The 26,525-nt window shown below is 42.9% G+C and carries 24 protein-coding genes and 1 pseudogene; 12 read left to right on the forward strand and 13 right to left on the reverse strand.

The features are described 5' to 3' along the window. Positions 1–663 precede the first annotated feature (663 nt). Positions 664–1,287, reverse strand: coding sequence for an SAM-dependent methyltransferase (locus tag AC5JL8_RS26175; protein ID WP_495882602.1), 624 nt, complete (start codon positions 1,285–1,287; stop codon positions 664–666). Between the two features lie 50 nt (positions 1,288–1,337). Then, positions 1,338–2,699: an APC family permease gene (locus AC5JL8_RS26180; protein ID WP_495882603.1), complete on the reverse strand. Its 1,362-nt coding sequence runs from the start codon at positions 2,697–2,699 to the stop codon at positions 1,338–1,340. Between the two features lie 435 nt (positions 2,700–3,134). On the opposite strand from AC5JL8_RS26180, the gene AC5JL8_RS26185 reads away from it, so the two are divergent. From AC5JL8_RS26185 to AC5JL8_RS26205, 5 genes are all read left to right on the forward strand, one after another. Continuing rightward, positions 3,135–3,602 carry a cupin domain-containing protein gene (locus AC5JL8_RS26185; RefSeq protein WP_495882604.1) on the forward strand — a complete coding sequence of 156 codons (468 nt, stop codon included), beginning with the start codon at positions 3,135–3,137 and terminating at the stop codon, positions 3,600–3,602. 278 nt (positions 3,603–3,880) lie between these two features. Beyond that, entirely contained in the window at positions 3,881–4,075 is a 195-nt protein-coding gene (locus AC5JL8_RS26190) for an RNA-binding S4 domain-containing protein (RefSeq protein ID WP_495882605.1), read from the forward strand. A gap of 25 nt (positions 4,076–4,100) precedes the next feature. Then, on the forward strand, positions 4,101–4,628 hold the full coding sequence (locus AC5JL8_RS26195) for a DUF3592 domain-containing protein (protein WP_495882606.1): 528 nt from the start codon (positions 4,101–4,103) through the stop codon (positions 4,626–4,628). A gap of 343 nt (positions 4,629–4,971) precedes the next feature. Then, on the forward strand, positions 4,972–8,043 hold the full coding sequence (locus AC5JL8_RS26200) for a PAS domain-containing hybrid sensor histidine kinase/response regulator (RefSeq protein WP_495882607.1): 3,072 nt from the start codon (positions 4,972–4,974) through the stop codon (positions 8,041–8,043). 5 nt (positions 8,044–8,048) lie between these two features. After that, positions 8,049–9,377: a sensor histidine kinase gene (locus AC5JL8_RS26205; protein WP_495882608.1), complete on the forward strand. Its 1,329-nt coding sequence runs from the start codon at positions 8,049–8,051 to the stop codon at positions 9,375–9,377. A gap of 57 nt (positions 9,378–9,434) precedes the next feature. Here the strand turns inward: AC5JL8_RS26205 and AC5JL8_RS26210 are convergent, their stop codons facing one another. The 3 genes from AC5JL8_RS26210 to AC5JL8_RS26220 all read right to left on the reverse strand — a co-directional run bounded on the left by AC5JL8_RS26210 (position 9,435) and on the right by AC5JL8_RS26220 (position 12,727). Then, positions 9,435–10,136, reverse strand: a complete 702-nt coding sequence (locus tag AC5JL8_RS26210) for a DevA family ABC transporter ATP-binding protein (RefSeq protein WP_495882609.1) — start codon at positions 10,134–10,136, stop codon at positions 9,435–9,437. A 108-nt stretch (positions 10,137–10,244) separates the two neighbouring features. Further along, positions 10,245–11,423, reverse strand: a complete 1,179-nt coding sequence (gene devC / locus AC5JL8_RS26215; RefSeq protein WP_495882610.1) for an ABC transporter permease DevC — start codon at positions 11,421–11,423, stop codon at positions 10,245–10,247. Continuing rightward, positions 11,420–12,727: an ABC exporter membrane fusion protein gene (locus AC5JL8_RS26220; protein ID WP_495882611.1), complete on the reverse strand. Its 1,308-nt coding sequence runs from the start codon at positions 12,725–12,727 to the stop codon at positions 11,420–11,422. The genes devC and AC5JL8_RS26220 overlap by 4 nt, the downstream gene beginning before the upstream one ends. Before the next feature lie 226 nt (positions 12,728–12,953). Here AC5JL8_RS26220 and AC5JL8_RS26225 point away from each other — a divergent pair, with 226 nt between their 5' ends. Further along, complete coding sequence (locus AC5JL8_RS26225) at positions 12,954–13,571, forward strand: TetR/AcrR family transcriptional regulator (RefSeq protein ID WP_495882612.1); 618 nt, start codon at positions 12,954–12,956, stop codon at positions 13,569–13,571. A gap of 210 nt (positions 13,572–13,781) precedes the next feature. Here AC5JL8_RS26225 and AC5JL8_RS26230 read toward each other — a convergent pair whose 3' ends face one another. Next, a complete protein-coding gene (locus tag AC5JL8_RS26230; protein WP_495882613.1) occupies positions 13,782–14,075 on the reverse strand; it encodes a hypothetical protein in 294 nt (97 codons plus the stop codon). Between the two features lie 421 nt (positions 14,076–14,496). On the opposite strand from AC5JL8_RS26230, the gene AC5JL8_RS26235 reads away from it, so the two are divergent. Beyond that, entirely contained in the window at positions 14,497–15,087 is a 591-nt protein-coding gene (locus tag AC5JL8_RS26235; protein WP_495882614.1) for a flavodoxin family protein, read from the forward strand. Positions 15,088–15,426: 339 nt separating this feature from the next. Here AC5JL8_RS26235 and AC5JL8_RS26240 read toward each other — a convergent pair. Continuing rightward, positions 15,427–15,954 (reverse strand): annotated as a pseudogene (locus AC5JL8_RS26240) (PadR family transcriptional regulator); the annotation flags it as partial. A 288-nt stretch (positions 15,955–16,242) separates the two neighbouring features. On the opposite strand from AC5JL8_RS26240, the gene AC5JL8_RS26245 reads away from it, so the two are divergent. Both AC5JL8_RS26245 and AC5JL8_RS26250 read left to right on the forward strand, forming a co-directional pair. Then, the gene (locus tag AC5JL8_RS26245; RefSeq protein WP_495882615.1) at positions 16,243–17,136 is read left to right on the forward strand and encodes a pirin family protein; all 894 of its coding nucleotides are present in this window, start codon (positions 16,243–16,245) and stop codon (positions 17,134–17,136) included. Continuing rightward, a complete protein-coding gene (locus tag AC5JL8_RS26250) occupies positions 17,126–17,536 on the forward strand; it encodes a hypothetical protein (RefSeq protein WP_495882616.1) in 411 nt (136 codons plus the stop codon). The genes AC5JL8_RS26245 and AC5JL8_RS26250 overlap by 11 nt, the downstream gene beginning before the upstream one ends. Positions 17,537–17,903: 367 nt before the next feature. Here the strand turns inward: AC5JL8_RS26250 and AC5JL8_RS26255 are convergent, their stop codons facing one another. The 4 genes from AC5JL8_RS26255 to AC5JL8_RS26270 form a co-directional block, all read right to left on the reverse strand. Continuing rightward, complete coding sequence (locus AC5JL8_RS26255; RefSeq protein ID WP_495882617.1) at positions 17,904–18,353, reverse strand: DoxX family protein; 450 nt, start codon at positions 18,351–18,353, stop codon at positions 17,904–17,906. Between the two features lie 291 nt (positions 18,354–18,644). Then, positions 18,645–19,022 carry a signal peptidase I gene (locus AC5JL8_RS26260; RefSeq protein WP_495882618.1) on the reverse strand — a complete coding sequence of 126 codons (378 nt, stop codon included), beginning with the start codon at positions 19,020–19,022 and terminating at the stop codon, positions 18,645–18,647. A 22-nt stretch (positions 19,023–19,044) separates the two neighbouring features. Continuing rightward, on the reverse strand, positions 19,045–20,121 hold the full coding sequence (gene galK / locus AC5JL8_RS26265) for a galactokinase (protein WP_495882619.1): 1,077 nt from the start codon (positions 20,119–20,121) through the stop codon (positions 19,045–19,047). Positions 20,122–20,172: 51 nt separating this feature from the next. Next, a complete protein-coding gene (locus AC5JL8_RS26270) occupies positions 20,173–20,313 on the reverse strand; it encodes a hypothetical protein (RefSeq protein WP_495882620.1) in 141 nt (46 codons plus the stop codon). A 565-nt stretch (positions 20,314–20,878) separates the two neighbouring features. Here AC5JL8_RS26270 and AC5JL8_RS26275 point away from each other — a divergent pair. Both AC5JL8_RS26275 and AC5JL8_RS26280 read left to right on the forward strand, forming a co-directional pair. Next, positions 20,879–21,052, forward strand: coding sequence for a hypothetical protein (locus tag AC5JL8_RS26275; RefSeq protein WP_495882621.1), 174 nt, complete (start codon positions 20,879–20,881; stop codon positions 21,050–21,052). A 166-nt stretch (positions 21,053–21,218) separates the two neighbouring features. Next, on the forward strand, positions 21,219–24,227 hold the full coding sequence (locus tag AC5JL8_RS26280; protein ID WP_495882622.1) for an ExeM/NucH family extracellular endonuclease: 3,009 nt from the start codon (positions 21,219–21,221) through the stop codon (positions 24,225–24,227). Between the two features lie 126 nt (positions 24,228–24,353). Here the strand turns inward: AC5JL8_RS26280 and AC5JL8_RS26285 are convergent, their stop codons facing one another. Further along, complete coding sequence (locus AC5JL8_RS26285; protein ID WP_495882623.1) at positions 24,354–24,629, reverse strand: DUF5132 domain-containing protein; 276 nt, start codon at positions 24,627–24,629, stop codon at positions 24,354–24,356. A gap of 286 nt (positions 24,630–24,915) precedes the next feature. Between AC5JL8_RS26285 and AC5JL8_RS26290 the strand changes: the two genes are divergently transcribed. Beyond that, positions 24,916–25,716: an RMD1 family protein gene (locus AC5JL8_RS26290; RefSeq protein WP_495882624.1), complete on the forward strand. Its 801-nt coding sequence runs from the start codon at positions 24,916–24,918 to the stop codon at positions 25,714–25,716. A 218-nt stretch (positions 25,717–25,934) separates the two neighbouring features. On the opposite strand, the gene AC5JL8_RS26295 is transcribed toward AC5JL8_RS26290, so the two are convergent. Then, positions 25,935–26,198 (reverse strand): hypothetical protein, encoded by a 264-nt coding sequence (locus tag AC5JL8_RS26295; RefSeq protein WP_495882625.1) that lies wholly within the window; start codon positions 26,196–26,198, stop codon positions 25,935–25,937. Between the last annotated feature and the right edge of the window lie 327 nt (positions 26,199–26,525).

Here is a 26,525-nt window from a genome sequence, read left to right on the forward strand (position 1 = left end):
TATTTGCTTGTAATCATCAGAACGCCTTCTGTCGGTCATATAATTTTGAACTGCTGAATTTACACCTATCTTTATTTTCTTTCATGAAATCTCAAAATCAAGACATTTTTATCATTTTTACATGACAGCATGACAAAAAAATTGTTCCACTCCGATTTTGAAGGCTTATAGTCAAGGTTTCAACCCTTTCCTAAGCACTAAACTGCTTACCACGAACTTTTTATAGTTTCTGTGATCCAATAAACTTCAATTAACGGTAGTAAGTAGCTCGACCTCAATATTTATCGTTGAGACAAGGCAGAACGAAAGAGGCTTTGAGATAACTTTATTTTTTGTTACATACCTCTGTTTATTTGCACCTTTCTACTTACCTTTAGGATGCGACTAAATAAAATAAGCCTGCAATGGCAGGCTTTGTTACGGTAGCCGTAGGCTAAAGCTTGTAGGCTTATCTAAATCATTGTTAAAGGGGGTTTTCGATTTGTTAACTTGCTGCTGAAACAATACACTTTTTGCCAATTTGGTATAAGAGGATATTTTAAATATGTAAAGCTGGTGAGAGAGCCGCGATTTTACAAAAATTTTTTTTGATGTTTATACGCTGAAAACTCTTACACCAGCTTAAATTTATTTAAATTCCTAAAGATTTCTTCCTATGTTCTGTTACTTCAAATTTGCTGGAGGATTTTCAGGGACAACCCATAAGTAAATCGTTTTGCCATCTACATTTTGCACTTGTTGTGGTTTCCAATCGCCCATATCAAAGGCATGAGACACAATTCGAGTACCCGGTTTTAAGTCTCGCAAAAGCGTGGGACGAAGCCTCATGTTAACTTCGGGTAGCAGGTAAAGTGTTACCACTGTTGCCTCTTTAAAATCTGTTTTGAATAAATCTTGTTGGCGAAATTGTACTAAGTTTGTTACTCCTGCTTTTTGAGCATTGGCATTAGCCTCTTGGATACGTTCTGGATTAATATCTATACCAATTCCCCGTGTACCAAATTTCTGCGCTGCGGTAATTGGAATCCGCCCATCACCACTGCCAAGGTCATAAAGCACATCTTCTTTACGCACCTTTGCCAAATTCAACATTGCATCCACTACTGGTTGGGGCGTTGGCACATAAGGTACATCACCTGGACGTTCTTGGGCTTGAGTTGCCGGTGTCGCTGTCGGTGTTTGCGCTGTGGCTTCAAAATCGCGCTCTTGTGTGGCGCAACCAGCAAGTCCCAAGCTTGCTACACTCAACCCTGTAACTAGTAAAAGCAGTGTTTTTTGTAGTTTCATAATTTTGCTTCCTTATCAATGACCTAAAGTTAATCTTTGGACTTGAAACTTTATGTTCTGCGAGGATGATGGCGGTTCCATAACAACAAGGGGATACCTGCTGCCACTACCAAAACGCCAACAATTGCACCTATATTCGTGTATGCCAAGCTGGAGTAGAGCAAGTAGCCACAAACTGCACAAAACAGCAGTGGTGTCAAAGGATACAATGGCACTCGGAATGGGCGTAAGATGTAGGGTTCTCGGCTTCGTAGTACGAACAAAGAGATGCCAGAAAGTAGGAAAAAGAACCAAAACACGGGGGCGGTGTAATCCACCATTGTTTCAAACCCATTACGGGTGATGCTACCCAACAAAATTAAAGCAAAAGCGATCGCTCCTTGTAAGAGCAAGGCACGGATAGGAGTACTGGGGCGTTGCTGCCAGCTTCCCATAAAACTAAACACAGAAAAGTCTTGACCTAGAGCATAATTAGTACGTGCCCCTGTAAAAATCGTGGCGTTGATTGCTCCCAAGCAAGAAACTGCCACCAGCAAGCTCAGAAGCAAGGCTCCTTGTGTCCCTAAAGTCCGGTTAATTAAAGCTGCTGCCACGGCTTCTGAATTAGCCATGTCTGCTAATCCTAGCCCCCGCAAGTAAGCTAAATTAATCAGCAGGTAAATGACCGTGATGATGCCAATACTCACTATGAGCGATCGCACCATATTGCGCCCTCTATCTTTAATTTCTGCTGAGATGTAAGCGGCTTCGTTCCATCCACCATAGGACAGCAGCACAAACACCATTGCCAACCCCCAAGATCCTCCAGAGGAGGCGGGAGCAGCAGGAGCAACAGAGACAGTAGGAGAGGCGATTCCCACGACCACAACCAGTAGCAAGCCAATTACTTTCGCAGCCGTGAGCAGGTTTTGCGTCCACTTACCTTGTTGCAAACCGATAATATTTAATGCTGTTAAAAGCGCGATCGCTATCAAAGCATAGATAGACGATGAAAAATCGCCTAAGCGCCATATCTTACTGGCATAATCACCAAATATAAATGCCAATAGCGCAATAGAACCTGTTTGAATCACCGTCATCCGCGCCCAGGCAAATAGAAAGGCAACTGGACGCCCAAAGGCACGCTTCAGGTAATGGTAAACACCGCCAACATGGGGATAAGTCGTTGCCAACTCTGCATAACATAGGGCCCCAATCAAAGAAACTGCACCACCAGCTAACCATAACAGTAGTACAGCAACTTCGCTGCCTGCTTGAGCTGCAACCAAAGCAGGAGTTTCAAAAATACCTGCACCAATGACGATACCGACAATTAGAGCGACTGCATCACCAAAAGCCAGCGATGCCTTGGGAGCAGCACCTGTGGTTGCTGTTGATTCCTCAACTAAACTGTAGTTTTCAGGTCTACTCACAGAACGCACCTTCTTGTCAAACTCTTAGAAGTTGTAACCGACACTCAGCAGTACTCCAATATTTGTGTCATCCAGACAAATAATGTTTAATCCCAAATTAAATTGGGATAGATAGTATTGTTTGAGATTCCTATTTTTAGAATTAAAAGTAAATGTGACTTAAAAATGACAAGATATTAATTTTTCAATATTTGAGTAGAAAAATTTCAAATGCTGATGGCAAAGTATTTGGCATTTCTGCCCTGAGAGGGCCTGTTAGCCCATCATTCAGAGCTTTAGGCCTAGTCACTAGGGTAAGAGGTAAATCTGGCAATAAGTTTAGTTGCTAAAGGTTTACTGTTCCAATACATATCGATTGAATGATGACAAATCTCTTAAGAGTGAAAAATATAGTTATAGGCTCAAAACTAAGACTTTCGGGAGAGATGAGTTCAGATGACCTTACCTATCAAAGAAATTATATTAGCGCCGGGAGAGGGTAATCGCCTCACTATCGGCAATAGCGAAGTGACATTCAAGGTGGTTGGCGCTGACACCCACGGTCACTTGGGTTTGTTTGAAAACCTCATACAACCAGGGGGAACTGCGCCAATATTACACATTCACCGCCAGATGGAAGAAATGTTTTATGTTTTAGAGGGAGAAGTAGAAATCCAAGTTGGCGATCGCACCATAGTCGGTCATCCTGGTGCATTTGTGCTTGTTCCTCGCAGTACACCCCACACCTTTGCCAATCGCTCTACAAAACCTGCAAAGTTACTAATCATGTTTACTCCTGGTGGAGAGCGAGAAAAGTATTTTGAGGGTTTGGCTGCACTCCTTAAGGATGGACAAAAACCAAACCGGGAAGCCTTCATAGAGCTAATGCGGCAATTTGACCAAGAACCAGTAGAGATGGAGTAATATCAATTCTCCACAATAGAGCTAGGACTATAAGTAGGTCGACGTAAATAATTATCGTTGGGATAAAGCAGGGGGGAGGGAGAAAAAGGGTTTGAGCCTTGTTTACTTGTTTCACACAGTTTGGTTCTATTGTGCCGATTTACTTAGATAGAAAGAAAGGAAACACAGATTAAATCTGATGCCTCCTAATTACGAATTGCTATAAATCTTTTGGCTTGACGATACCACTATAAAATTAAGTTGTTGTGCAGCGCGAATTACTTTTAATAAGTGACAAAATGATTAAACTCGACCAGTTTTTAAAGTTGGTGGGTATAGCCTCAACTGGAGGACAAGCGAAACTAATGATTATTGATGGTGATGTCAAAGTCAATGGTACAGTTGAAACCCGACGAGGACGGAAATTAGTATCAAGTGACCAAGTAACAGTAGAAGGGCAAACTTTCAAAGTTGGCGACGTCATTCAATCGTAACCCTATATTTCAGTTCTTGTTACTAATGCAAACTTTGCTGGAATTCATCAAAAGCCAACTACCCCTGCGCTTGCGTTCCTTTTCGTTATTCTCTTTTGTGGGTTTTTTCCTCATTGCGTGCTTTGTATTCTTTATCTTGGCGATGATTTTGTTCCTGCCAGCAATACGCAATATCTACTTATTTTATAAAAGTGCTACTTGGCTAAATGTTGAAGCTACTATTCATAGTGCCAGTATAACTCCTGGTTCACCCTACAAAGCGTTAATTATTTATACTTACGAAGTTAACGGTAGGCAATATCGTGGAAAGCGACTCTGGTTTGCGTATAGTGGCTCTTATGACCGTAGCAGTGCTAATGATCTCATTGCTACCTACCCTGTTGGTAGCCGCACTTTAGTATACTACTGTCCACGTCACCCTCAACGCGCTGTATTACTTCGGAAAAGCAGTTGGATAAACATTTTTGGTAATACCATTTTTGGACTGTTTTTCATGCAATTTAGCTTCATACTCTTCGAGCAGGTAAGGAGGTTTATACTTGTCAAGCCATAGCTAAATACTTGAGTAAAGGTTTACATATTTTTATAATATTCAACTTAAATTTAAAACATTTAGGTTTAGTTAATAAGATTAAAAAACTGCAATTCATAATTGATAATTTGTAATTAAGCTTCAGACCTTTAAACTCCACCTAAAAATGAGCAACTTTTAAGATTAAGGCCTCTACTAAGTCTTGAATTACTAATTACAATCATAAACCCTGACTTTTTCGTATTAAATTTGCTTATTCCCTGTTACTTTTTTGACGTAACAGGGAATTCTTTATATTGGAACTATAAACATTGATGCTTTCCTAAGTAAAAGCCCTGAATTCAAGCAAGATAAGAAATTGAATATGAGTGAGATATTCCCATCTGAAAATTTCCAGGCGAATGAGCGACCCGATAGCATGAGCCAAATGCCACAAGCAAATCCCCAGGACGCTCTTAAGCCAAAAGAAGCACAATTCAACGGTGCCATTGGCGAGCCGATGAGAGCAAACACTCATATAAATTCAGAAATAAACCAGCATCAGAGCGAAGTACACTTGCGGCAATCAATTGAATATGCTCCTGTTGCGATCGCCATATTTGATCAACAAATGCGCTATCTTGCTGTCAGTCGCAAATGGCTGGAAGAATATAGCTTGACCAATGACATTATCGGGCGCTCTCACTATGAGATTTTTCCTGATATCCCAAAAGAGTGGAAGCAAATTCACCAACAGTGTTTAGCAGGGGCAATTGAACAACGTCACGAAGATTCTTACCTACGCGCCGATGGTTCGGTAGAGTGGGTGCGCTGGTCACTTCGCCCTTGGTATATGGCAAGCGGTGAAATTGGCGGCATTATGATGTTTAGCGAAAACATCACCCAGCGTAAACAATCAGAAATCGCACTTCGGCACAATGAAGAGCGCTATCGGTTTCTTGTTATCGCAACTTCTCAAATAGTTTGGACGGTTCCACCCGATGGTATTGTCGCCTGTGATCTTCCTGCTTGGAGGAAATTTACTGGGCAAACATTAAACGAGCTTTGGGGCTGGGGATGGCTAGAGGCGATTCATCCAGATGATCGCTCATTAACTGCCGAGGCATGGGAAATGGCGGTTAAAAATGGTAGTCGATATGAAGTAGAACACCGCCTTCGACGACATGATGGTGAATATCGTTATATGGTGGCGCGGGGTGTTCCGGTTTTGGAAGCAGATGGTAGCATTCGAGAGTGGGTTGGAACCCATACCGACATCCACGATCGCAAACAAGCTGAAGTTGCCCTACGGGAAAACAACGCACTTTTACGCTCGATTTTGGAAAGTACACCAGATTTTATTGTCGTCAAAGACTGTCAAGGACGCCATGTCGCCCTGAACTCGAATTTAGCCAACTTCATGGGTAAATCAAATGAAGAGATTATTGGCAAAGACGATACTGAAGTGCTGCCACTGGAAGTTGCCCGTGAAATCATGGCAAAAGACCAGCAAGTGATCGCCACAGGCATGACCCTAACTTATGAGGAAAATGTTTATCATGGTGAAATCAGCAGCACCTTTCTCACGACTAAGGCTCCTTGGCAGGATGCTCATGGTAACATCTTGGGCGTCATCGCCACCACACGCAATATTAGCGATCGCAAAGAAGTAGAACTAGCGCTCCAGCAGAGTGAAGAACGATTTCGTTCCCTAATTGAAGCGACATCACAAATTGTCTGGAGTACTGACGCTGAGGGTGGATTTGTCACAGACCAACCGCAGTGGCGTGCCTTCACAGGACAAACGGTTGAAGAAATTCAGGGTTGGGGATGGCTAAATACGATCCATCCTGAAGATCAGAAGTATGCTGCCGAGACATGGTTAGCAGCCCTCGCTAAACGCACCGTTTACGAAATTGAGGTTCGGCTTCGGCGTTATGACGGTGAGTATCGCTACTTGAATGTGCGTGGTGTACCGATTTTGAATGCAGATAATAGTGTTCGAGAGTGGGTAGGTGCTAACATAGATATTACTGAACGCAAGCAAGCTGAACTTGTCCTTGCCCAAGCCAAAGAAGCAGCGGAAGCCGCCAGTCACGCCAAAAGCGAATTCCTCGCCAACATGAGTCACGAGTTACGCACTCCCCTCAATGGCATCCTTGGCTATGCTCAAATTCTCCAGCGTTCTAAACATCTCAACGAAGACGAGCGATCGCGCATTGATGTAATTTATCAGTGCGGTTCTCATTTGCTCACCTTAATTAACGACATCCTAGATTTGTCGAAAATCGAAGCCCAGAAAGTGGAACTCATGAACAGCGATTTCCACTTTCCGGCATTCCTCCAAGGTGTAGCTGAGATGTGTCGCATTCGTGCAGAACTTAAAGGCATTCAATTCCGCCATCAATTGGCTTTAGAATTACCCGTTGCGATCCATGCTGATGAAAAACGACTCCGCCAAGTATTAATCAACTTACTCAGCAACGCCATCAAATTTACTGATGCTGGCAGTGTCACTTTTACAATCAGCTATGCGTCTGAAGGCAAAATTCGCTTTGAAGTCCGTGATTCGGGCGTTGGCATTCCTCAAGAAAAACTCCAAGCTATTTTTCAACCATTTGAGCAAGCAGGCGATCGGCGGCGACAGACCGAGGGCACAGGATTGGGATTGGCAATCAGCCAAAGAATTGTCCAATTGATGGGCAGCACGATTCAAGTTCAAAGTGAAATTGGTGTTGGTAGTATTTTCTGGTTTGAGGTCAACTTGCCAGAGGCCCAAGAGTGGGTGAGAACATCTCAAGCTGATGATTATGGTCAAATTATTGGTATTAAAGACCGTAAACCGAAGATTTTAGTTGTTGATGATAAATGGGAAAATCGCTCAGTCATTAACAATTTGCTCAGTCCCATCGGTTTTGATGTCACTGAAGCTAATGATGGCGAACAGGGTTGGCAGAAAATCTTAGAAATTCAACCGGATTTGGTAATTACTGACTTGCTGATGCCAAAACTTGATGGCTTTGAGTTAATCGCGCGCATTCGCCAATCGCAAACACATAAACACATAATTATTATTGTTTCTTCAGCGAGTGTGTTTGAAAGCGATCAACATCGCAGCATCGAAGCTGGTGGCGATGATTTTATGCCTAAACCAGTACAGGCGATCGCACTCTTTCAAAAATTGCGGCACTATCTCAAATTAGAATGGATTTATGAAGAGAAAAAGCCTGATAACGAGAGTCAAAAAGACAATTTTGAGCTAGTTTTTCCACCAGTAGCAGAAATCGAAATTCTGCATGAGTTGGTAATGAAAGGCAATTTTAAGGGAATTATAAAACAGGCAGCTTTAATTACACAAATGGATAATAAATACATTCCATTTGCCAAACAACTGCATCAACTGGCAAAAGGATTTCAAGACCAAGAAATTTTGGCACTCCTCAAATTTCATAACTAAGCACTATGAATCTGGCAACTGAAAAAACTACAACAGTTCTAATTGTTGATGATAATCCTGCTAATTTAGGTGTCTTATCTGATGCCTTAGATCAGGCTGGTCTGGAAGTATGGGTAGCTAAATCTGGGAAGGTGGCTCTAGAGCGAGTTAAATATGCCCTACCCAATTTAATATTGCTGGATGTGATGATGCCAGAGATTGATGGATTTGAAACCTGTCGTCAATTAAAAGCAGATCTACAAACTAAAGATATTCCCGTCATCTTTATGACAGCGCTCTCTGATACCAGCAACAAGGTTGAAGGTTTTCAAGTTGGTGCTGTGGACTATATTACCAAACCTTTCCAGCAATCAGAAGTGCTATCACGAGTAAAATTGCATTTAAAAATGCATAATTTGTCTGAAGAACTGGAGCATAAAAATGCTGTGTTAGAGCAAAAAGTTGCAGAAGTAAGTCAAGCCTATGATGACCTAAAACAGCTACAAGTTAAACTAATTCAAAATGAGAAACTTTCGAGTTTAGGGCAAATGCTTGCTGGAATTGCTTATGAAATTAATAATCCTGTGGATTTCATTTATGGGAATATCATTCATGCAAATGAATACACTCAAGAAATACTGAATCTTCTGCATTTGTATCAAGAGGAATATCCGAATCCAACCCCTAGTATTCAAGAAGAATTTGAATCGACAGATTTAGAATTTCTGGAAAATGATTTACTAAATTTACTTAAATCGATGAATTTCGGCGCACGGCGAATTCGTGAAATCGTCAAATCTATGCAAATTTTTTCTCGTGTAGACGAAGTTGGTATGGCAGAGGTTGATATTCATGAATGTATTGATGGCACGCTGGCAATTTTGAATTATCGCCTCAAAGCACAACCCGAACATCCTGGAATTGAAGTGGTTAAAGAATACAGTTTGTTGCCGCCAGTTGAATGCTGCGCCGGACAAATTAATCAAGTATTTATGAATATTATTGTTAATGGTATTGATGCTTTGGATGAATACAATCAACAACGCTCAAGTGAAGAAATTAAGCAAAATCCCAGTTTGATTAAAATTCGCACGACGATGATTGAAAATAATTGGGTTGCCATTCACATCGTTGATAACGGCCCAGGAATCCCTGAAGAAGTCAAAGCAAAACTATTTAATCCTTTCTTTACGACTAAACCTGTGGGTAAAGGAACCGGATTGGGTTTATCTATCAGCCACCAAATTGTAGTAGAAAAGCATCACGGCAGTATCTATTGCCAATCTACACCAGGAAAGGAGACGGAATTCGTGATTAAAATTCCAGTTCAACAGCAATTTGCCCAGGTTGCTTAATCGTACCCTACTGGTGATATACATTATGTAGCTTCAATCGTAGCAAAGATGCGGGGTTTAAGCTGATGCAAGAGCTAGATCCTTGGCTAGCTTGCCATCTTCCATGTGAACAATGCGATCGGCAATATCTAAGATGCGGTTGTCATGAGTCACCATGAGAATTGTACAGCCTTGTTCTTTGGCTAATTTCTGCATCATGTTAACTACATCTCGACCAGATTTACTGTCAAGCGCAGCTGTTGGTTCATCTGCTAGGACAATTTTAGGATGGCTGACTAGCGCACGAGCGATCGCTACTCTTTGTTTTTGTCCTCCTGATAAATCATCAGGATAGTAATTGAGGCGATGTCCTAATCCTACTTGCTCTAACATCTCGGCTGCGCGAGTTTTCATTTCTTGTAGTGAAATATGCTTGTGCAATTCCAAGCCCATTTTGACGTTTTGCAGTGCTGTTAAACTACCGTGTAGGTTGTGTGCTTGGAAAATATAACCGTTACTGCGTCGCGCTTCGGTGAGTTGGGCTGCATTCGCACCGCAGAGTTCTCTTCCTAATACTTGCAAACTACCAGACTGAGCAGAACGTAACCCGCCTACCAAGGTGAGAAGTGTAGTTTTACCAGAACCAGATGGCCCTGTCATGATGATAATTTCGCCAGCATTAATTTCTAAGTTGATATCAAAGAGAACTTGCTTTTTAAGTTGACCTTGACCAAAATAATGGTCGAGATTTTGGATAGAAATAACTGCTTTGTTATTCATACTTTAAATAAAGGTTAGATTTTAAACGCAGAGGAACGCAAAGGTAAACGCAGAGACGCGCAGAGTTTGGTTATAGAATTATGCAAAGTAGTATTTAGTCGGCAAGTTTTAAAACATATCCGCAGGGTCGGCAGATTGAACTTTGCGTGTTGCGATCGCCCCGGAAATCATACACATTACGAAGGTCAGGATCAGCACTTGGATTGCTCTTGCCAAGGTCATATACAATGGTAAATTTGTAGCGCCACGGGTCAAGGTATACAGCCCCAAAGATACTGTCATTCCAGGGATAAACCCTAGTATTGCCAGGATTACAGCTTCTTCAAACACTATTCCTAATAAGTAGAGATTGTTATACCCCATCGCTTTGAATGTGGCGTATTCTTTCATGTGGGCATTAACATCGGTGGAAAGAACTTGATAGACAATAATCACCCCGACCACAAACCCCATTGATACACCCAAGGTGAAGATAAAGCCAATCGCAGTGTTTGTCTGCCAGTAGTTCTTCTCAAACGCAATAAATTCTTTGTGGGTAAGAACTTTAATATCATCTTTAGGTAAGTAAGACTTTAAAGCACTCGCTACTTGCTGTGGGTCGTAACCTGGTTGTAATTGAATCAAACCAATACTGACACTACCTGCTTGTCGTTTGGGAAATAGCCGCAAAAAGTTCTGGTCACTGGTAATTAAACTACCATCAGCACCAAAGGAAGCTCCGACTGTGAATAAGCCATTAATGGTAATCGTCCGCCGATCTATTTCTGTGGTAACAGGTTTACCTTGAGCAACTGAAGCGATCGCTTCTTTATAATCTCCTCTGGAAGCGGCATCAAATAAGACGGTATCCGGGAGCGTAATTGTCGGCAATTGGCGATTAACTTCCGGTAAGTTAAAGGCTGGCTGGTCAGGATTAAACCCGATAATTAGCATCCCTGTCTCACGGTGAGTTTGGGGATTTTTCCACGTCACGTTGTTGGTATACAAAGCTTCTGCGGATTTTACCCCTGGTACATCGGCAGCCTGATACAGTCGTCTTCTAGGAAAGGAAGACATAAAGGAAAGGTTACGGGCTTGGTTACCAATAATTACTACATCTGCACGTAATACTTGATGCAGTCTGGTGGCACTGTCATATAAGGCTGACTGAAAGCCCAGCTGCATGAACATCAGTAAATCTGCAAAGGCTACACCTGATAGTGCTACGAGAAAGCGACTCCTCTGCTTACTCAATTGCAACCATCCTAGAGGCGTCCGGCGCTGTAGTTGAGGGATAAATCCAATCATCGTTCAATCACCGCCTTGACTTGCAAATTTGTAAACTGAGCAGCTTTGGCACTTGATGCTTGATCTAGTCGTACATGAACTTCTACAACTCTGGCGTCAATATTACTAGAGGGGTCGGCGTTAATCACATTCTGCCGTTGCACCTGCATTCCAATCCAATCGACGGTTCCCTGCAATTCACTAGGGAGGGAATCGCTGATTACTTTTACTCGTTGCCCCGGTCGCACTTTGTTAATATCACTTTGGTAAACTTCTGCGACTGCATACATTTGCTCGGTTTGACCTAGCTCTACAATCCCATCAGTACCAACGGTTTCTCCGGCTCGTGTATGAATCTTCAAAATTTGCCCTGCCTTGGGAGCGCGAATATATGCTTGATTCAGTTGTGCTTTAATTTTCTCAACGGTGGCTTGAGCGCTGTCTACTTCTGCTTGTGCGGTGGCTATATCTGTTGGCCGCACTTCCGCAGTTTGGTTTAGGGTGGCTTTGGCTTCGTTAATTTGCTGTTGCAGGGTGGCAATAGTTTTGTCGCGGTTGGCTTTGGCTTCGTTAATTTGCTGTTGTAGGGTGGTGACAGTTCTTGTTTGGGTAGCTTGACTCTCAATTAACTGCTGAGTAGAAGTTTCGGCACTGAGGCGTCTCTTGTCAACTTCTTGGCTAGAAATCGCGCCTTCTTTGTATAAAGTCTCGTAGCGTTGCACATCAGCTTGGGCGTTACGCTTCTCGGCTGCTACACGCGCTACTGTTGCTTGTAAGGTTTGTTGTTGCCCTTGTAGTTCTGCTTCTAGGCGATTAATTGCCGCTTGTTGGGTTCTAATGCTTCCCTCTAGTTCGACTTGCAGACGGTTGACGGTAGCCTGACGCGCCCCGATTTCTCCTTGTTTTGCTCCTGCTTTTACCTGCTCAAGGCGGGATTTAGCTACTTGCACTTGTCTTTGGGCTTCACCCATACTCGCTTGCAGGCGATCGCGACTATCCATAATCGCAATTACTTGCCCACCTTTGACGCGATCGCCTTCTTTTACCAGCAGTTGCTCAACTCGATTTCCTTCATTAGAAGTGGGTGCAGATAGTTTTATCACCTCGCCGTTCGGTTCCAATCGTCCCAAGGCTGTTACTGTTTTTATCTCTGGTTGAATCGGCGCTGCTACTTCTGGCTTTTGCTGTGAAGCATCCTGAAACTTAGTCACCGTATAAACACTGGCTCCAGCCGTCAATATAGCTGTAATTATTGCCAAGGTTGCGGGTGATTTTAAAAGATTCTGGGAATTTCGGAAACCTGCTAAATTCCAGTTTTGCGCCATATTATTCCCCTTTGATGACAGTACATTAAACTAAACTGTCTAGTTTAATTCATGCTAAACTAAACTGATTAGTTTAGTCAAGCGAACGCATCTAAAATTATTTCCTATGCAATCCCAATGCCCGTGAACAAAGCGATCTGCCAAAATCCTTGCCTCTGTTGGCATGAATTATATAGGGTATGCGGAATTATCTATAAGATGGTTTATAAGAAAGGTTGATGAATAAATGGCACACATCAAAGTTGACGCAGTAGATCGGGACAGTTCCGTTGATAAAGTGGAACAAATTCTCTCTGGGGCGATGCAGGAGTTCCTTAAACATGGCTTTGCTGGTACAAGCATGGATAAGGTAGCGGTAGCTGCGGGTGTTTCCAAAGCGACAGTTTACAGCCACTTTCAAGATAAAGAAGGACTTTTTAAAGTGCTGATCGAACGACTGGCGCGCAAAAAGTTTAACTCTATATTCGGCACAGAACCTCCTGAGGGGGAACCAGCAATTGTACTGCGTCAGTTAGGAACCAAAGCATTACAGCAAATGGTTTCAGATGAAGAACATCGTGCCTTTATGCGGGTGTTAATCGGGGAATCTGGCCGTTTTCCAGAGTTAGCCCAGGTTTGTGTGCGCGCTATGATTAAACCAGTTGTAGAAACTCTGACTCATTACTTAGCAAGTCATCCTGAACTGAAGATAACTGACCCGGAGGCAGTCGCCAGGATTCTTTTAGGAACATTAGTGCATTTTCATATTGTTCAGGATGTTATGCACGGTAAAGATATTTTACCAATGGCAAGCGATCACCTGATTGATACTATGACTAACCTAATTGTTAGTAATGCAAATTAAATCGACTTTATCCATTTTCACAAAACGCGATCGCATACACCAAAATCCTTATAAATAGAAGTTTTGCTAGCTAACAAGGTTTGCGTTCTGTGGTATGGATAAAGTCGAACTAAGGTTACCAGAGTTTTTTTACTTCTCAGACATCCTCAAAAATATAAATATCCGCTTAAGGATTTTCTGTTCATTTAAGTTTAATTACTCAATTGCCAATTACTTTTCATGCTCTTGAGGATGATTACTTGTGCCTGCATCAGTTTCTAATAGTCGTGCAATAAACACGTCTGGTTTTCTACTCATAACAGACTTAACTTTATCAATAGCAATTACTTCACTGATTTTTACAACCATTTCCCACAGAGTATCTTCCTCTGTATCTTTGTTGTAAGTTCTGTGTTTAAACCATAACAAATCATCCCAAACGCCGATAACTGTGGCGAAGTACCACTTATCTCGTATTAATACCCAGATTTCCTGCTCTAAATAAGTTTGGAGAATATGTTTCACAATGGCTGAGATTACGAAAAGACATTGCGCTACATACTAGGCGGCTATTGAAGGCTAATGCAACAGTTAAAATACGTAATTGATTGGCATAGGATTAGCGCTTCTCTAGCTTTAAGTATCGTTGCCAGAACAGTGTTATAGGCAGTATGATGCACGCGCTTTTTATAAACACATTGATAAGCACAGCATAGATGCACACTTCACCGAAACAGCGCCTCCTCAAAATGCTGAGTTAAAAGAGTAAATAAAATTCTTGTTGCTGTTGCTCAGGACTGATGAATCGTTACTCAGCACGACACTATTGGAGTACCTGTTTGTTTCTTAATGACAATTGATGGGGCGTCGCTACAGGCTTTACAACTAAATAGTGTCTATGTTATTTCTCATTCGTTTGTAGTTAAAAAATTAACCAAGGTTTATTATGCCCACTATTGCGATCATCTACTTTTCGGGTGCGGGTCATACTCATCTAATGGCGCAAGCAATTGCCGAAGGCGCAAAACAAGCTGAAGGCACAAATGTTGAAGTGCTGCGGATCACTGGCGAGCAGATTGTAAATGGCCGCTGGAAAGATGATGCATTTATCGAAAAGCTCAACCAAGCAGATGCAATTGTGTTTGGTTCACCCACATATATGGGTGGTGTAGCGGCTCAGTTCAAAGCATTTGCCGATGCAGCCAGTGCAGTTTGGTTTCAACATGGATGGAAAGATAAGATTGCTGCCGGCTTTACGCACTCTAGCTCGCCTAGTGGCGATAAGCAAGGGACGCTTCTATACTTAGCGACAAATGCAGCTCAGCACGGCATGATTTGGGTGAATGTGGGAGACTTGCAAAGCTTTTTATTTGGTAAGGATGATGGAGTGAATCGACTAGGGGGATTTTTAGGTGCAATGGGTCAAAGCCAACTTGATATGAGTGGCAAAGAAGCAATGCTGGACGAAGGCGATCGCCTCACCTCAGAACGCTTTGGACAACGTATTGCCGAAGCAACAAAACGTTGGGTTCAGTAGATTTTAAATCTCGCCTAGCTCTTTAGCGAATTTTAGATTTTAAATTTTAATTTTGGATTAGAGAATTTCTCAATCTAAAATCTGTCTTGAAAAGTTTGCTCAAGTCGGAAACCCACCCACGCAACTTTTCGCAAAATCTAAAATCCAAAATTGTATGACAATTCCCCTCGCCACTAAGTTTTGCTGGGGTGGAAACAGAATTACCAGATAATTGAGGAAGTTTTAGCTCCCTCAATTATCAGGATTATTTTGCTTCTCAACGTAAGATTTAAGTTGTTCAAGAGCGACACTTGTAGAGGATGCGGCAAGATTTGCTTTGGTAGGATAATTGCTTGTCTGCTCAATGACATCAATAGTTGACTTTAGCCAATCAATGTAAGTTTGTTCTCTTTTTATCACCAACTCTAGTACCAGTTTTTGCATCATCTGCTCACGATTTGCATACTCATCCCCCTGTGTCGGTAGCTGAATATTGCCACACTCTGTCATTTTTTTGTTGTGTGCAGCTAGTTGTTGTTTTAGCAAATGAATGATAACTTCATTCGGTAACTGTGCTGCGAAAAATAACTGCACGAGCAACGGCTCTCGTACTGTTGGCAAAGGCTGAGGACATTGAAGCCATCGGATTAATTCGGCTTTTCCTGTTTCTGTCAGACTATAGACTTTGCGGTTAGGGCGATCGCGTTGAATCTTAATGCTACAAGTAATAAAACCTTGCTCAACTAATTTATCAAGGGTTCTGTAAATCTGTGCCTGATCTGCGGGCCACAAATGAGCAATGCATTGATCAAAGCAGCTTATTTTCAGGTCGTAACCTGTCATTTCTTCTTGTTGAAGGAAACCTAAAATTGTGTGTGCTAGTGACATGGGCAGTTGTCCGTAACTAAGGTAGGGGAAACTCTATCTGTTAGTTTTTAGATGCTTTCATGTTATTATAAGACTAATCTTATATAAGAATAATCTAAAAAATAACTTTTGCTTTGGCAAAGAACGTAAATACTTAGTGTTAGGTTGAACAGTCCACCAGCTTCTTGTCATGTAAATTTTATGACCTGACTTAGACTTTTATGCTTACAAATACAGATTCAGGTTATATACATATTCTTCAATTTACCTGCGATCAAGTTAGAAAATAGGATATTAAGGAGGAGATCAATGACAACTCAAACACGGACAATGCGAACAGTTGCAGGAATCATCAACAGTGTCCAAACGCTAGAGGGTGAAGGTATGCTTGTTCGTCGCCCATTTCCCAAAAGCACCTTTTCAGACTTTGATCCGTTCCTTCTCCTTGATGAATTTGGCCCTGTTGATGTCGAACCAGGTCAGGCAAAGGGAGCACCAGATCATCCTCACAGGGGTTTTGAAACAGTCTCTTACATCCTTGAGGGACGCGTTGAACACAAAGATTCTCAAGGACATAAAGGAGAACTTGGTGCTGGTGATGTTCAATGGATGACAGCAGGAGCGGGTGTTGTCCATTCGGAAATGCCAGAGCGAGAATTTGCTCGTACTGGCGGACGGATTCATGGGCTGCAACTTTGGGTAAACCTACCTCGTCGTGACAAGATGATGAAGCCTCGTTATCAAGAAATCCCATCTGAAAAAATTCCAACTGCTCAAACAGAGGATGGTTCAGTAACTGTAAAAGTTATTGCAGGAGAAGCGCTGGGAGCAAAAGCTGTGATTCAAACGCAAACTCCAATTATTTACTTGCATTTTAGGCTTCAACCAGGTGCGATTGCAGTTCAGCCTGTGCCAAAAGAATACAATGCTTTTATATATGTGCTTGATGGGGAAGGCTTGTTTGGTGAAGACTCACAGCGTGCAGGAAACGGGCAAATGGTATTATTTGCACAAGACGGAGAGGAAGTGAAGTTTGCAACTCCAACAGACGCCAAATCACAATTAGATGTGTTGCTCATCGCTGGTGTACCACTTAACGAGCCAGTTGTTCGGTATGGCCCATTTGTGATGAATACTCAAACAGAAATTACTCAAGCAATCGAAGACTATCGTAATGGGAGGTTGGGTTCCATTGACTTCTAATACACTTCTACAACGGATACATCAACAGCAATATCTACGTAATTTACGAAACAAATTTCTCAGCCTTCATAGCTGTTTGCTGGAGACAGAACGCATTGCCTACGAACAGGTTAGCGGACGAGTATCGAGTGCAGAACTCCTTCGCCTCGTCATCGATCATGAACAATTTGCTTGGTTACATCGCATTTCTGAGCTTGTTGTGCAAATTGATGAAATGCTCGCAGCAGATGAACCTATATCGCTGGACGATATCCAAAATTTGATAGCCGAAGCCCGTCGGCTCATCGTGCCTTCAGAAGTAGGCAATACATTTGCCAGAAAGTACTACGCTGCTCTCCAGCGTGAACCTAGCGTTGTATTGGCACATGCAGATGTATCTCAGCTTCTTGCATCTAAGTAAATCTCGCTAGATATTCAGTACATCATCTTGCCAACTAGTTTTGATTTCAACACAAAACTTTGTTGGTTCCTTCGCTAGAGGCAGCTTCACGCCAATTCCGGCAGGTATTGATTTTCTACAATTAACCCTGCTTCAGTGGGGATTAATCTGGAATTCGATCCCTGCTGGAAGGAGACTGAAGATTGCCAAGTTATACCAATTATCCAAAATTCATTACTCAGATCAAAACTCAGAAACCCTTTTGGTATCTGGCTTTCCTAATGAGCGGATTTTGAATTGGTATAATACTGGATTGCGCTTTCATTGATTTTAAGAACTCTAGCACTTGGCTAGATGCTGTATCATGAAAGCGCCTTGCGAGGTGCAATTACCCAAACAGTAAATAATCAATCGAAATACTGCCAGGGCCGACAAACAGGAACATAATTGCGATTCCTAAAAAAATGAGAACTTCATCGTAAGCTGGCCCTGGCTTAGATGGGTCTGGCTTAATAAACGGACTGTGCCATACAGTTAAGTGAAGAATCAACGCAACTCCCAAAAATACGGCTAGACCGAGTTCTGCGATAGGTGTCAGAAATCCCACAATTGTAGCGATACCACCAAAGAAGTTGACTACGGCTCCAATCGCTTGCAAGAAGCCGGGAATCTTCGGGGTATTGGGCATTAAATCTAGCCAGTGAAATGGGTCTTTGAGTTTCTGTAATCCATAAAACATCATGGCAGTTCCCCAGATTAGCCGGAGTGCTAACAGCGCATACGCTTCAGTACCATCAAGGTATGGGGGTAAAAATTGAGTTAAAAAATCGAGTTGCATAGTAAATCTCTAAAATTTTAATTGAGATTGAAACAATGATACTCAAGATGTACTGATATTTAGTTAAGGATCAGTAATCTTAATACCTGAATTTGCGAGCAATAATGCGATCGCACTTCTCTAAATGTTGGATTATGTCAACCAGTTGAGTACCAACGATTGCAACTCGATATTGTTTAAGAGACAAAAATATTTTCCGAGCAACAGTAAAGCAATATAGAGCGCAATTAGAGTCTATTGTTGTTGCACAATGCTTGCTATTTTGCTGTTGCTAAGTCAGTATTTCAATGTTTAACTAGATACTGCGACGCTATCTCCTGACTTCGACGGCCATCTAACGGTAAGAATAGTACAATCAGACTCAGCAATCCAATAGTGAGGTACGCCAGCACTCCAGAGAACGTAATCACCCTCACGAGCTAATACAATTTCTTGCTCTTCAAATTGCAGGCGGAATTGTCCGTTAATTAGGATGGAAAGGGTGGCAGCTTGATCATTTACTGCCCACTGGGTTCTACTGTCACCTGCTTTGTGGACGCCCCATTTCACTTCTAGCACTTCCGTTGATCGCAGATCGTCAACGGGGGTGATAAAGTGACCCAGGAACCATCCCCAGCGATTCGCACCTTCAACAGCGGCGTTACCAAAAACAACTTTGTTATTCGTCATTTATTCGTCCCGTTTGTCCCAACTAAAATTCAACATTGCTAGCGGGAACCAAAATTTGCCCGGTGTAACCTGCATGATTGTATTGTTCTAAGACTTGATTTGCGATCGCTTTTGCCTCACCTTCTGCAACTAAAGCAACGCTAGCACCGCCAAAACCTGCACCTGTCAACCTAGCACCAAACACTCCTGCTGTTTTTTGTAAAATATCTACCAAGGTATCTAAGGCTGGTACGGAAACTTCGTAATCATCACGCAAACTAGCGTGGGATGCGTTCATCAATTCGCCAAAGCGCTCAGGCGTGACTCCCTGCAAAACTTCCAAGACGCGGTTATCTTCTGTAACCACATGACGAGCGCGACGTCGCAAGGGTTCGGGTAACTCTTCCACAGCGCTAGCATCAGTAATATCTCGCAGTGCCTTTACTCCTAAAAGATGTGCTGCTTCCTCACATTCTGCACGACGCTGGTTATAGCCGCTACTTGCTAGAGTACGAGGCACACCGCTATCTATGACTAAAACCTCTGTTCCTGTGGGCAAAGGTAATACCCGCCGTTCCATAGTACGGGTATCTAAAAATAAGATATGCTCTGTGTCAGCGAGGCTAGAAGCCATTTGATCCATGATGCCGCATTGTACCCCAGCATAGTGAATCTCAGCTTGCTGGGCAAGTTGGGCAATTTCGACATCATCAAGAGGGAGGTTAAGGAGTTGACGAATTGCCCGTAGTGTAGCAACTTCTAAAGCCGCACTGCTAGACAAACCCGAACCCATCGGAACAGACGATTGGACGTACACAGCAAGCGGTTGGATGGTGTAGCCTGCTTGTTCCAAAACTTGAATACAGCCAAAAATGTAACTTGAGAATCCAGACGGTGTATGGTTGCCATCTAAAATGCTCACTCGCTCGTCTAAGTTTTGCGAGTAAAATTGATGCTGGCGATCGCTACTTAAACCTAGCTGTACTGTCGTGTGTTGGGGAATCGCCGTTGGGAGAACGAAACCATCGTTATAGTCAGTATGTTCGCCAAGAAGATTGACTCTTCCCGGAGCGCTGGCTTGAGTTTCCGGTGGTTTACCAAATACTTGTTGGAAATCCATAATTTTTAATTTTTAATTGCACAAAGGTACAAGGCGTAGCCTTCCTCTACGTCAATGTTGGGATACTGTATTTGAACCGCCAGCAGTTGCCCACGCAAACCAATCTGTACGGTGTAGACGCATAGCCTGCGCCTCGGTTTGAAGTAGGGTTTGCCTGATTAGCTCCAGTTTGGTGGATTCTGCTTTGTTCATATAAAATTAGAACAGATGGACACAGATAATAGATAATTATGAGATTTATCCGTGTTTATCTGTGTCTGTCTGTGGTTTTAAAACCAGGAATACATTTTTTTGTACCCAAATTTATATTTTGGACAGTCTGATGCAAGCGAAGCGATTGGACAATGCACGCAGTTGCGGCTTTCAGTGTTGTCAACGGCTGGCATTTCCATGTATAAAAACAATTAATTGTCCGCTTCTGGCATCGTACACGCTTAGATGTGCACCAACGATGTCAAAAATTCTGGCTTCCACCTGATTGCTCCTTTCTCAAACCGATTTTGTCTGCTTTAAGAGTACATACAGACGCTATTGTTTTGCTAATTAGCTCAGTCTAATATACCCACCAAACAAACAGGCTTTAGCCCTTATCAATAGTGGAATGGTATTACATCTTACCTATAAAACTAGTCTCACTTGTAATACCGCAATCTTCAATAATATATGTTTAAACCAGAGATATTGATCCCTTAATGTCGCTGTAATAATTGTGGAGGTAGGATCTGTAAGCCACACCTTCCTTAGAGTTTTTAGATTAATGAACATTCATCTGCTAGCCCAGCGATCGCCTAAAATCAGCAGAGTTTTTAGCACAAGAACTCTATTCTACGTATTGCCCAATTTAGTTACTCTGGTTGCCTTGCTGGGTGGAGCCAGACTACTCATCATCTCCAGGCTCGTTCAACACAAACTCAAACCTCAAGTGTGTTAGACGATGCAGCTCTGATTGCTTAAAACAAATTTGATCGTGGAACAAACACAGATAAGGAACGCTTTTGTGTGTGAGTTCGTGAATGTGTGATGCCCACCTTAAAGGGCGATCGCTTCAGTCCAGCCGATCATTTGACCTGAAATTTGTAGCTTTTACGGAGATTTCAATGGCATTATTTTTTTCGGAATATATTGAGGGCAGCAGCAACAATAAAGCCCTGGAGATCTACAACGGCACAGGTGCAGCGCTCGATTTAACTGCTGGAAATTATGTGGTTCAGTTCTACTTTAATGGCAGTACTACGGCAGGATTAACCATTCCTTTAACAGGCACAGTAGCCGCTGGTGATGTGTTCGTGCTAGCTCAAAGCAGCGCCAACGCAACGATTTTGGCACAGGCAGACCAGACCAACGGTGCGGGCTGGTTTAACGGAGATGATGCGATCGTGCTGCGACAGGGCGGCGCAAGCGGGACGATCCTTGATTCGATTGGTCAGATTGGCGTTGACCCAGGTACTGAGTGGGGAACTGGTCTAACCAGCACAGCAGACAACACTTTGCGCCGCAAAAGTAATATCACTAGTGGCGATACCAATCCCAACAATGCCTTTGATCCAAGTGTGGAGTGGGACGGCTTTGCTATTGACACCTTTGACGGATTAGGAAGCTACACTGCTAATCCCGGAACTGGCGCGGGAGTAATTATCACCCAATCTGGCAACAGTACCGATGTAAATGAGCAGGGTGAGACAACTGATACCTACACGATCGCCCTCAACACCACACCGACGGGTGCAGTAAATTTAGCAATCGCCGCAGATAACGAAACTCAAATAAGTACAGATGGAACAAACTTCTTTAACTCTGTCACACTCAGCTTGACGGATGCTAATCCCAAGACGATTACCGTTAGAGCAGTCAATGACCAGGATGTAGAAGGATCTCCTCACACGGGAGTGATTACACATACGATCGCTAGCAGCGCTGATCCGGCGTACTCCAACACACTCACACCAATTCCCAACCTTAACGTCAATGTAATTGACAATGATGTTGCTGTACGAAAGGTTTATGAAATTCAGGGGAGTGGTGCAGTTAGTCCTATTGTTGGGCAGACAGTGGCAATCGAGGCAGTTGTCGTTGGTGACTTTCAAAGTAGCAGTGGGCTGAATGGCTTTTATGTGCAGGAGGCAGTTGGTGATGGCAATGCTGCAACCTCAGACGGTATTTTTATCTTTGCGCCTAACAGCATAGATGTAAGTGTAGGTCAGACAGTGCGGCTGACTGGAACGGTTGAAGAAAACTTTAATCAAACTCAGCTCAACAATATTAGCGGACTGAGCGTAGTAGGTTCAGGGTCAATTACCCCCATCGCAGTTGATTTGCCCGTAACTGCAACAACCGACCTGGAACGCTACGAGGGAATGTTAGTCACGTTCCCCGAAACCTTGACAGTTACTGAAAACTTTAACCTTGGTCGGTTTGGTGAAGTCTTGCTGTCTTCAGAAGGACGGTTGTTTAACCCCACAAACTTCATTGATCCTACCGATATTCCGAGTACTGAAACCGAAAACGACGAAAACAACGTTGCAGCGGTAACAGCGCAACAGAACGCCAACAACCTGCGCGAAATTCTGCTCGACGATGGCAGCAACACCCAAAATCCTGCAACGGTTCCCTTTTTGAATGAGGACGGTACGCTACGCGTAGGTAGCACGGTTACATCGCTTACAGGTGTCCTGGGTTTTGGGTTTGGGAGCTATCGACTGCAACCCACCACAGCACCAAATTTTGTTGATTCTAATCCTCGGACGGTTGCACCTGAAGAGGTGGGCGGCAATGTCAAGGTTGCTAGCTTTAACGTGCTGAACTACTTCAACGGCAACGGTATGGGCGGTGGCTTCCCAACCTCCCGTGGAGCCACGACTTTTGCAGAGTTTGAGCGGCAAAGTGCCAAAATTGTCAGTGCGATCGCCGCCCTCGATGCTGATGTGGTGGGTCTGATTGAAGTTGAAAATGATGGTGATGGTTCTGAATCTGCGATCGCGGAACTAGTTGAGCGACTGAATACATATTTGGGTGCAAAAGTCTATGACTACATTCGTGATCCTGCCACGGGCGTAGGATCTGACGAAATTAAAGTCGCCTTCATCTACAAGCCAGGAACGGTGACTCCAGTTGGTGCTTCCTTAAGCGATCCTGACGCTATTTACAATCGCCAACCCGTCGCTCAAACTTTTGAACTGAACTCAAACGGCGAAACCTTTACCCCGGTAATTAACCATTTTAAATCAAAGAGTGGTACGGGCACAGGAGCAGATGCAGACCAAGGCGATGGACAAGGTGCTTTTAACTTCACGCGGGTTCAGCAAGCACAAGCCTTGCTTGGCTTTGTCAATGAGCTGAAGACTACCACCGGCGACAGCGATATATTAGTCCTTGGAGACCTCAATGCTTATGGTGAAGAAGATCCAATTGATGTACTGCGAAATGGCGGGCTGGTAGATGAACTTGGCAGATATATCCAAAACCCCTACTCTTTTGTGTTTGATGGGCAATCAGGACGACTCGATCATGCCCTTAGTACTTCCAGCCTCAGTGCCCAAATAACCGGAGCAACGGAGTGGCATATCAACGCCGATGAACCCAGAATCTTGGATTACAACCAGGAATTTAATCCTCCTGGACTCTATGAGCCAACCCCTTATCGCTCCTCAGATCACGACCCTGTGCTCATCGGCGCAGACTTGGCAAGTATCCTGAGCGTGTTTAACGGCGGTAACGGTGAAGATTTGCTCAGTGGTACTTCTGGCCGAGACGAACTCAATGGCAATAATGGCCGAGATACGCTGCTTGGCGGTAATGGTAGAGATATTCTCAACGGTGGTAATGGCGATGACCTACTCAATGGCGGTCAAGGTCAGGATACGCTGCTTGGCGGTAATGGCAGCGATCGCTTTGTGTTGGCAATAGGCACAGGCTCAGATAATATTCAGGACTTCAAAGACGGTACAGATTTGATTGCTCTGTCAAATAGCCTAACTTTTGGTCAACTGACGATCCAAGGCAATGCCAACAACACCTTGATCCGCTTAACACAAACAAATGAGCTACTGGCGACCTTAAATGGTGTCCAAGCAAACGCAATTACAGCAATCGATTTCGTGAGTGCTTAATTCGACAAGGCAGATAAGGGCCGGTAACATCGGCCCTTTTCTTAGAACCACAAAGCTTTTCAAGAGGCTCAGAAGATAGCGATCGCTATCTTCTGGGGATGGAGTTTCCCGTCGCTTTCAATGAATCTAAGTGTCTATAGGTTTAGCCGATTTCATTCGTTCTTCACCAACTTCAGCCTTTGCCTCTGCAATGATATCGTCCCAGGTTTCGCTCAATTGTGCTAAAGATGTTTTATTTTTTTCATAAAAAGCGATTCCACTTTTTACAACAGCTTTAGCTATTGGCCTACCAACACCACCTATAACTGGCAAGAATACTGGTAAAAGAATTATCCCTACAATACCTGTGACTCCTAATCCTTCCACTAAATCTCCAAGGTCGGGTAAAAGTTTAACTGACATAGTATTTTTTCCTTCCTTGCTTACTTAATCTGATTTTAAAGTAACGGTATTATTCAAGCTTGATATTGAAGCAGCAATGTAATGTAACTTCTTTGGCCATCACTAAACGCGTTTTAGCCTTGCATAGCAGATGCCAATACTGTCAACGCGCACCCCACAAATTTACCTTCGGCAGTGCTGGATAGGTTTATTGGTAAGCTGAGATTGTAGTGATCTCCAACAACGCCAAATCAATTGCGATCGCTACCCGCACAGATTAACAGGCAAAATATAGCATCGGGCGACAATGCAAAAACTTCTTTTTAATGACAGAGATAGCTTTAGAGCGCAGGCCCTATTCCTTGGTAAGAAGATTAACCTACAAACATTGGAGAATTACGTTTGCTTGGCGAGTATGCCATTAATGGTTACAGTAGGTGAACACGGTTGTGCGGTACTGCTAGGCTATGGTGCAGTTGTCCTGTTTAACCTTGAGCCTGTGGAAAAGGTAGCGTTCTTGAGCAAACTATCCTCTCAAGTTAGCGAATCTTTTGCCAACCCGGAGACGGAAGAAGTCGAAGTTCAGCTCAACATGGCAGAGAGTGAGCGAGTCAAAGAAGGAAAAATTTTCCTACATGAATTTAGTATTGAACGCTTGCAGATAGTGGCTGATATTCTGGCTAAGAGTGTTGTGCTGTCTCATTATGAAACTAGCCTAGCCACTGTATTTGATCAAATTGAACCGTTTGCAGCTAGCCTCCAGCGCGAAAACAGGAGTAGACGCCAGAGCCGGGAATTACTGCGTCAACTTGGGACTACCCTATTAGTTCAACACAAGATTGTAGGCCGAGTAGAGATCATCGATAAGCCGGAGCTGCTGTGGGAATCCCCACAGCTAGAAAACTTATATCTGCGCTTGGAGGATGAATACGAAATCCGCGAGCGTCACAATGCCCTGGAACGCAAACTAGAGCTAATTTTCCGAACCGCACAAACGGTGCTAGAGTTTATGCAGCATAGTAGTAGCCAGCGAGTAGAGTGGTATGTGGTGATTTTAATTGTGGTGGAGATTCTGCTGTCACTGTACGACATCATTTTCAAAGGCTAACGCTGCCAAATGAACTCAACACAAAGGATCACTTTGATGAAAGTTTTTTTGTTGACTTACCAACAGAACCTAACGAGTTCAGATCCGAATGTTATTGGGTTAGTAAACAAGCATCCCCTCACCAAAAGTCATGTCTTCTACTGCTGACAGTTACAATCAGAATTTTTGCTCCCACACACTAAAAATGGCTATTAAAAGCCTGATACATTGATTCAGCACTATCTTAGTTCAACATCTTGCTCAAAAACCAAGATAGAATCATCTACAGTTTTCTTGTATTGAAAACCATAATCTAACAAGGCTTGCTTTAAAATTTGCAAATCAGATTCTTTGAGGTGATTTTTCTGAGGTACTATCTCAATAGCTTCTTTATTGACTATAAAAGTGAAACAGTCTTTGAATTGGTTATAATCCCAATTTAGTTTTCTAGCTGCGTTTAACTCAATAGCAGCTAATGTTTTATCAAAATCACTTGTCAGCATAACTTGAATCCTTGCATAAGCTGATCCATATTCTAACAATCACAATTTTGAAAATCACAACAGATAAAAAACTCAAGGTAAATATTAATGAAGGGCTAAAAAGGAAGACAATTCATTAATTCATTTTAAAAAGAGCTAAAACTTAACGTTTTAGCTCTTTCAGTTTCTAAAGCAATCGTAGCGGTTCAGACTCATCTGAGCAATCACCAAGCTGCAATCTGCTCTATCAATTCTGCTTTATGCCATACCTGTTTCAAGATTTTTCGTTTTTTAACCGATGCTGTATCCCATTACATAAACATTCATGCGATCGCTGTATAAAGTATT

The organism is Mojavia sp. (genome assembly GCF_059505145.1).